5 protein-coding genes are annotated in these 5301 nt (G+C 67.9%); 3 read left to right on the forward strand and 2 right to left on the reverse strand.

Going from position 1 to position 5301, the window contains the following annotated elements:
- Positions 1-1484: 1484 nt before the first annotated feature.
- Positions 1485-2045, forward strand: coding sequence for an HDIG domain-containing metalloprotein (locus tag ACFYX0_RS46620; RefSeq protein ID WP_388981627.1), 561 nt, complete (start codon positions 1485-1487; stop codon positions 2043-2045).
- Here ACFYX0_RS46620 and ACFYX0_RS46625 read toward each other — a convergent pair.
- Positions 2033-2503: an NUDIX hydrolase gene (locus ACFYX0_RS46625; protein WP_388981629.1), complete on the reverse strand. Its 471-nt coding sequence runs from the start codon at positions 2501-2503 to the stop codon at positions 2033-2035. The two genes, ACFYX0_RS46620 and ACFYX0_RS46625, sit on opposite strands and share 13 nt — an antisense overlap.
- 28 nt (positions 2504-2531) lie before the next feature.
- Positions 2532-3263, reverse strand: a complete 732-nt coding sequence (locus tag ACFYX0_RS46630) for an XRE family transcriptional regulator (protein ID WP_388981632.1) — start codon at positions 3261-3263, stop codon at positions 2532-2534.
- Between the two features lie 156 nt (positions 3264-3419).
- Between ACFYX0_RS46630 and ACFYX0_RS46635 the strand changes: the two genes are divergently transcribed.
- Both ACFYX0_RS46635 and ACFYX0_RS46640 read left to right on the forward strand, forming a co-directional pair.
- A complete protein-coding gene (locus ACFYX0_RS46635; RefSeq protein WP_388981633.1) occupies positions 3420-3776 on the forward strand; it encodes a hypothetical protein in 357 nt (118 codons plus the stop codon).
- Between the two features lie 2 nt (positions 3777-3778).
- Positions 3779-5134 (forward strand): FtsK/SpoIIIE domain-containing protein, encoded by a 1356-nt coding sequence (locus ACFYX0_RS46640; RefSeq protein WP_388981635.1) that lies wholly within the window; start codon positions 3779-3781, stop codon positions 5132-5134.
- Positions 5135-5301 lie beyond the last annotated feature (167 nt).

The following is a 5301-nucleotide window of genomic DNA, read 5'->3' on the forward strand; positions in this document are numbered from 1 at the left end:
CCTCCGGTGATCACTGAGCGTAGAGAACTCCATGATCACTCAGGCCCGTGCCTGTCTCATGCCCAGAGCGTCCAGCCGCCAGGCAGCCCACCATTTGCCGGTCGGTCTTAGGCGGTCGACCGCTCGCCGCACCGTTCGCCGACGAACAGCGACCGCCCACCGCACGGCCTGCTATTCCGCCTCCTGATCGACGTCTCCGATCCAGGGAGTGACTAATCCGCGCTCGTTTCCACGGCGCTCAGGGGTATCGCGAGGGCGGTGGAACGACTTTGGGCTGGAGTTTCAATGATCGAGTCAAGGGTGCATGGGCCACTCGATCAGTTCTTCTGGAAGTGGTGACCCAAGTCTGCCACGTGGGGCGGTCCAGTGTAGCTGGCTGCATGACCTGCACGGATGCCGGGACTAGTTGTCATCATCTGTCAACGTCGGTTCGCTTCGGACGGCCCAGAGACGGCCCGGTCAGAGTCCGCGTGCGATGTCTGGCTAGGCAACCGTCCTGGACTCTGCTCCATAAGGCTGCGCGCGCTGTCCGCGAAGGCTCGCTGAGCTCGCTGGCGCGTGTCTGACTCGTCTCTGATAGCTGAGAGCGGCCCGCCTGGATGTTGTTCCGCTGCCCTCATTTCGCGCTGAAGAGCGAGCGGTACCTTGTCTGCCAGCGCGGCGATAGGCGCGGGTCCGAGGACGTTGACCAAAGCAAGCATCGGCCAGAGTTCCGCTAGGTGCGCCCTGGCTTCCGCTCTCGCTTGCTCAAAGACAGCCGGGTCACTTGCGTCTGGCCGGCACATCGCGAGGCTGGCGTTCGCTGTACGGACCGCCTGAGTGATGAACTCTGTGTAAGCCGCCTTCCGCTCCTCCCTGCGGCTTTCCCTTAACCGCTCTGCCCGCTCCTCTAGCCGCTCTGCCCGCTCCTGGGCGGCCGCAGCAGCCTGGCGCTCAAGCTGTTGATTCTGCGCGCGGAGGTTGATTCGTCCTGTGAGGGCCGAGCCACCCAGAGTGCCTAGGGTTGCGACTACGGCGGCCACCGTTGCGCTGTTGAGAAACGACACGGCGTCAGTGTGCCGAAGATCCAAGGTCGGCGGAACGGCTTTGGGCTGGAGCTGCCTTGGCGCGAGTGATCATGGCCCATTACGCTGGCCCGCGAATCGGGCAGGCTTGTGGACCTGCCCGTTAGTGCCCGATTTTGGGCCATGATCTTCGAGGCTCGCGCCAAGGTGGCTGCCTAAAGCCGTGGAGCCGACCGCCCCAGCCACGACGTGTTCTGACCTCATGCACTGTGTGCCTGCCTCTTGGGCGGGAGCGGGCGGGCGGCGGTGCCGAGCGGGGCGGAGACATGAGCGCGGGCGCCGCCGGCCGCCCGCGCCCGCCCGGAGGAGCGAAGCGACGACGGGTGCTTGATGAAGTAGGGAAAGTTGTACCGCACCATGATCGATATCGCTCGATCGTGGCCTGTCGACTCACCGCTCGTCTCGGCTACCGTTCCATGCATGCCTTCTGCACTGGACACGCCTCAGGGAGCGGCCGAACTCGCCGAGTCTCTGCTTCCCCAGCTCGGGAACCGCTGGCTGCACACTCAGGCGGTGGCTGCTCGAGCTCAAGAGGCTGCCGTGGCTGTGTCCGAGGCTGACCGGGGTCTCCTCGTCGCCGCGGCGTGGCTGCACGACATCGGCTACGCCCCTGAGCTGCGTGACACCGGGTTCCACCCCCTCGACGGTGCCCGCCATCTGGAAGCGCTGGGTGCGCCGACGCGTCTCGTGCGGCTGGTCGCCCACCACTCCGGGGCCGTGTACGAAGCGGAGCAGCGCGGTCTCTCGGCAGAGCTGGCCGTCTACGAACGGGAGGACTCCGCCGTCCTCGACGCACTGATCTTCGCCGACATGACGACCGGCCCCGCCGGGCAGTCCTTCGCCTTCGACACCCGGATCGACGAGATCCTGGTCCGCTATGAGCCGGGCAGCGAGGTACACAACGCGATCAGCAAGGCGCGTCCGTACCTCCAGGCCGCCGTCGAGCGAACCCTCGACCGCATGGCCGCTCAACCGATGTAGGGCTCGGTCCGGCCGGCCAATCCGTGGTCGATCCGCATGCGCATCGACGGGTGGATGGTCAGCTCGTCCAGCCTGCTCGGATCGACGAACGCGACTTCCTTGCTCTCGCTGCTCGTCCGCAGCTGGCCGCCGACGATGCGGGCATGGAAGCAGATGGAGAACTGCTGCCGGACCTCGCCGTCGTCGTACGCCATGACGTGCCCGGGGTTCGTGTAGATCCCGACCAGGCCGGTTACCTCGACGTCGAACCCGGTCTCTTCCTTGGTCTCGCGTACAGCCGCGTCGGGAGCTGACTCGCCCAGGTCGATGCCGCCTCCGGGCAGAGCCCATAGGTCGTTGTCGGTCTTGTGGATCAGCAGGACCTCCCCGGCCTCGTTGCGAGCCACGGCGGTCACGGAGGGAACGAGGCTGTTCACCTTCGGGGCGTTCGGATCGTTGAAGTAGTCGACGCGTGCCATGCGTTCAGCGTCGCACGCCGGGAGCCTGTTACGCCGCCCGGCCCTGCTCCCATGCGTAGTCGAAGCTCCGCATGTAGTGCCGGAACGTCCGCGCTCCCGGCAGGTACTTGAAGTGCATCACCGGATTCTGTCCTGCGGGAGCTCCCAGCACGTGGGGGTTCACCAGCACGTCGTCGTCGAACCGGTAGATCGAGTTGTAGAGGATCGTGTCGTGCAGCCGGATCTCGACGCCGGGCGTCGACATGGCGGGCTGCAAGTACCGGCGAGTGATCCGCGCTCGCGCCGCCAGGTCGTCGCCGATACCTTCCTCCTCACCCCGCTGCCGGACAGCCGCGGATTCCGGGTCGCCCAGCAGGATGCGGACCTGGGCGCCGGCCTTCGCCTTCTCGGCCAACTGGTCCGGCAGGTCCGGGTGACTGTCGAAGAGGAACAGTCCCGCGTACACCAGAACGTCGACCTGGTCCGTCGCCTTCTCGATCAGGGAGGACCACAGCGGGGCAGGGACAGCACCGCGGTGCGGGTAGTACGTGATCAGCTCCGACGCGCTCGCCTTCTCGGCTTGCTTCTCGACTGACGGCCAGATGTAGACCTCGTCGATCCCGAGTAAGTTCGCGGCCTTCCAACGGTGCCCCCGGTGGGGAGTCCGGTTCGTGGTGATCCAGCGCTCGACGCTCTTGGGGTCGACTCCGACGTGTTCGGCAACGGACTGGATCGTCTCGCCCTTCGCTGAAATCGCTGCGCGCAGACGCTCGTTCGCCATGACGTTCCCTTCCTCGGGACCCCTCGGGACGTTTTGACGGTATCTCAGACGTCCCTAAACGTCCAGACGGGCCGTGATGTGTCCGCCCCATCTCGCGGTCTCCTGGTCTTACCGACGGACGTCGGCCAAGGACTCACCACAGCAGGAGACAAGACGATGCGTCAGATTCCCGTGGACACCACTGCCGCGACCGTGATGGTCGCCAAGACCCCGCAGCCCAAGGTCAAGGACCGCCGTACCGGCGAGATCGCCACGGACACTGAGACCGGCGCGCCGCTGATGACCGTCGACGTGATGTTCGCGGCGAACGACGAGGTCGAGATCCTGTCCGTCACCGTCCCCGAGCCCGGCATCTCCGGTGAGCTGGCCATGGGCACGCCGGTGGCGCTCACGGGTCTGATCGCCCGGCCGTGGGAGAACGACTTCAACGGCCAGAAGCGGCACGGCATCGCGTTCCGTGCGGTCGCGGTCACCTCGCTCGCCGCTGCTGCGTCGAAGCCCAAGGCGGCCTGATCATGACCGGCTTCACGGTCGCGCTTGTGCTGGTCGTCGCCGCTGCGGGTCTCCTGCGGTGGCGGCGCCCCGCCTGGTACTGGATGACCTTCGGGGTCACCCTCGCCACGCTGCGGGTCCTGGTCCGCTACGCCTCCGTCATGGACGCCTGCGGGCTGACCATGCCGCCCTCGCGCTGGCGCCTGGCGTTAGCCCGGGCCACCAACCGGCCCATGCCCGAATCCCGCCCCCCGCGCATCCTGCGCCTCCGACCGACCAGGACCGGCCTGGTCCTGCGCCTCAAGCTGCGGCCCGGGCAGGACGCCTTCGACGTCGCCGCCGCCTCCGACCGGCTACGCCACTCCTTCGCGATGTACGGCGTCACCTCCCGCGAGGTGCGCTCCGGTGTGGTCGAGGTCCGGATGACCGGCTACGACGTCCTGAAGCGGGTGCAGATGCCCACTCAGACCGACACCCGCCCGATGCGGGTCCCGGTGGCCCTGCGGGAGGACGGTGCGGTCCACTACCGCGACTACCGGGCGATACCCCACGCGCTCACCCTCGGCGCCACCGAGTCCGGGAAATCGGTCTACCAGCGCAACCTGGTCGCCGGGCTCGCCCCGATGGACGTCGCCCTGGTGGGCATCGACTGCAAACAGGGGGTGGAGCTGTTCCCGCTGGCCCGCCGGTTCTCCGCACTCGCCGACAACCCCGACACCGCCGCCGAACTCCTCGAAGCCCTCGTGGCCCGCATGGAAGGCGTCTACCAGCTCATCCGCACCGAACAGCGCATCACCGCAGACGTCCCCGACGCCGAGATCGCCGCCGACATCTGGGACCTGCCCGCACACCTGCGCCCCGTGCCCGTCGTGGTCCTGGTCGACGAGGTCGCCGAACTCGCCCTCTTCGCCACCAAGGAGGAGGAGAAGCGACGGGACCGCATCATCACCGCCCTGGTCCGCCTCGCCCAGCTCGGCCGCGCCGCCGGCATCTACCTGGAGATCTGCGGACAGCGCTTCGGCTCCGAACTCGGCAAGGGCATCACCATGCTCCGCGCCCAGCTCACCGGCCGCACCGCCCACCGCGTCAACGACGAAACCTCAGCGAACATGGCCTTCGGCGACATCTCCCCGGACGCCGTCCTCGCCGCCATCCAGATCCCCGCCGAGATGCGCGGAGTCGCCATCGCGGGCGACTCGTCCGGCGGCTGGCACCGCATCCGCGCCCCGCACACCTCCCTGCGCCAGGCCGTCAACACCTGCAACCGGCACGCGGACCGCACCCCGGACCTGCCTGAACTGGCCCCCTTCCGGCCCGCCCTTGGCGTCCCGGCTCGGGCCGAGGCCCCGGCCGTGGAGTCCATCCCGGCCACCACCTGACTCTCCCGCTCCACGGTCGGCGCGACCGCCTTCGCGCCAGGTCCCTACCCCCGCCATGCCTGATGAAGGGAGACCCCGGCATGTGCCCCAACTGCGAGGACTTCGCCCGCACCGTGCTCCTCCTGGGCCAACTCGCCCTCTACGCCGACATGACCGGCGCAGACCTC

The organism is Streptomyces sp. NPDC002573, from assembly GCF_042889625.1.
In the GTDB taxonomy this organism is placed as follows: domain Bacteria; phylum Actinomycetota; class Actinomycetes; order Streptomycetales; family Streptomycetaceae; genus Streptomyces; species Streptomyces gibsoniae.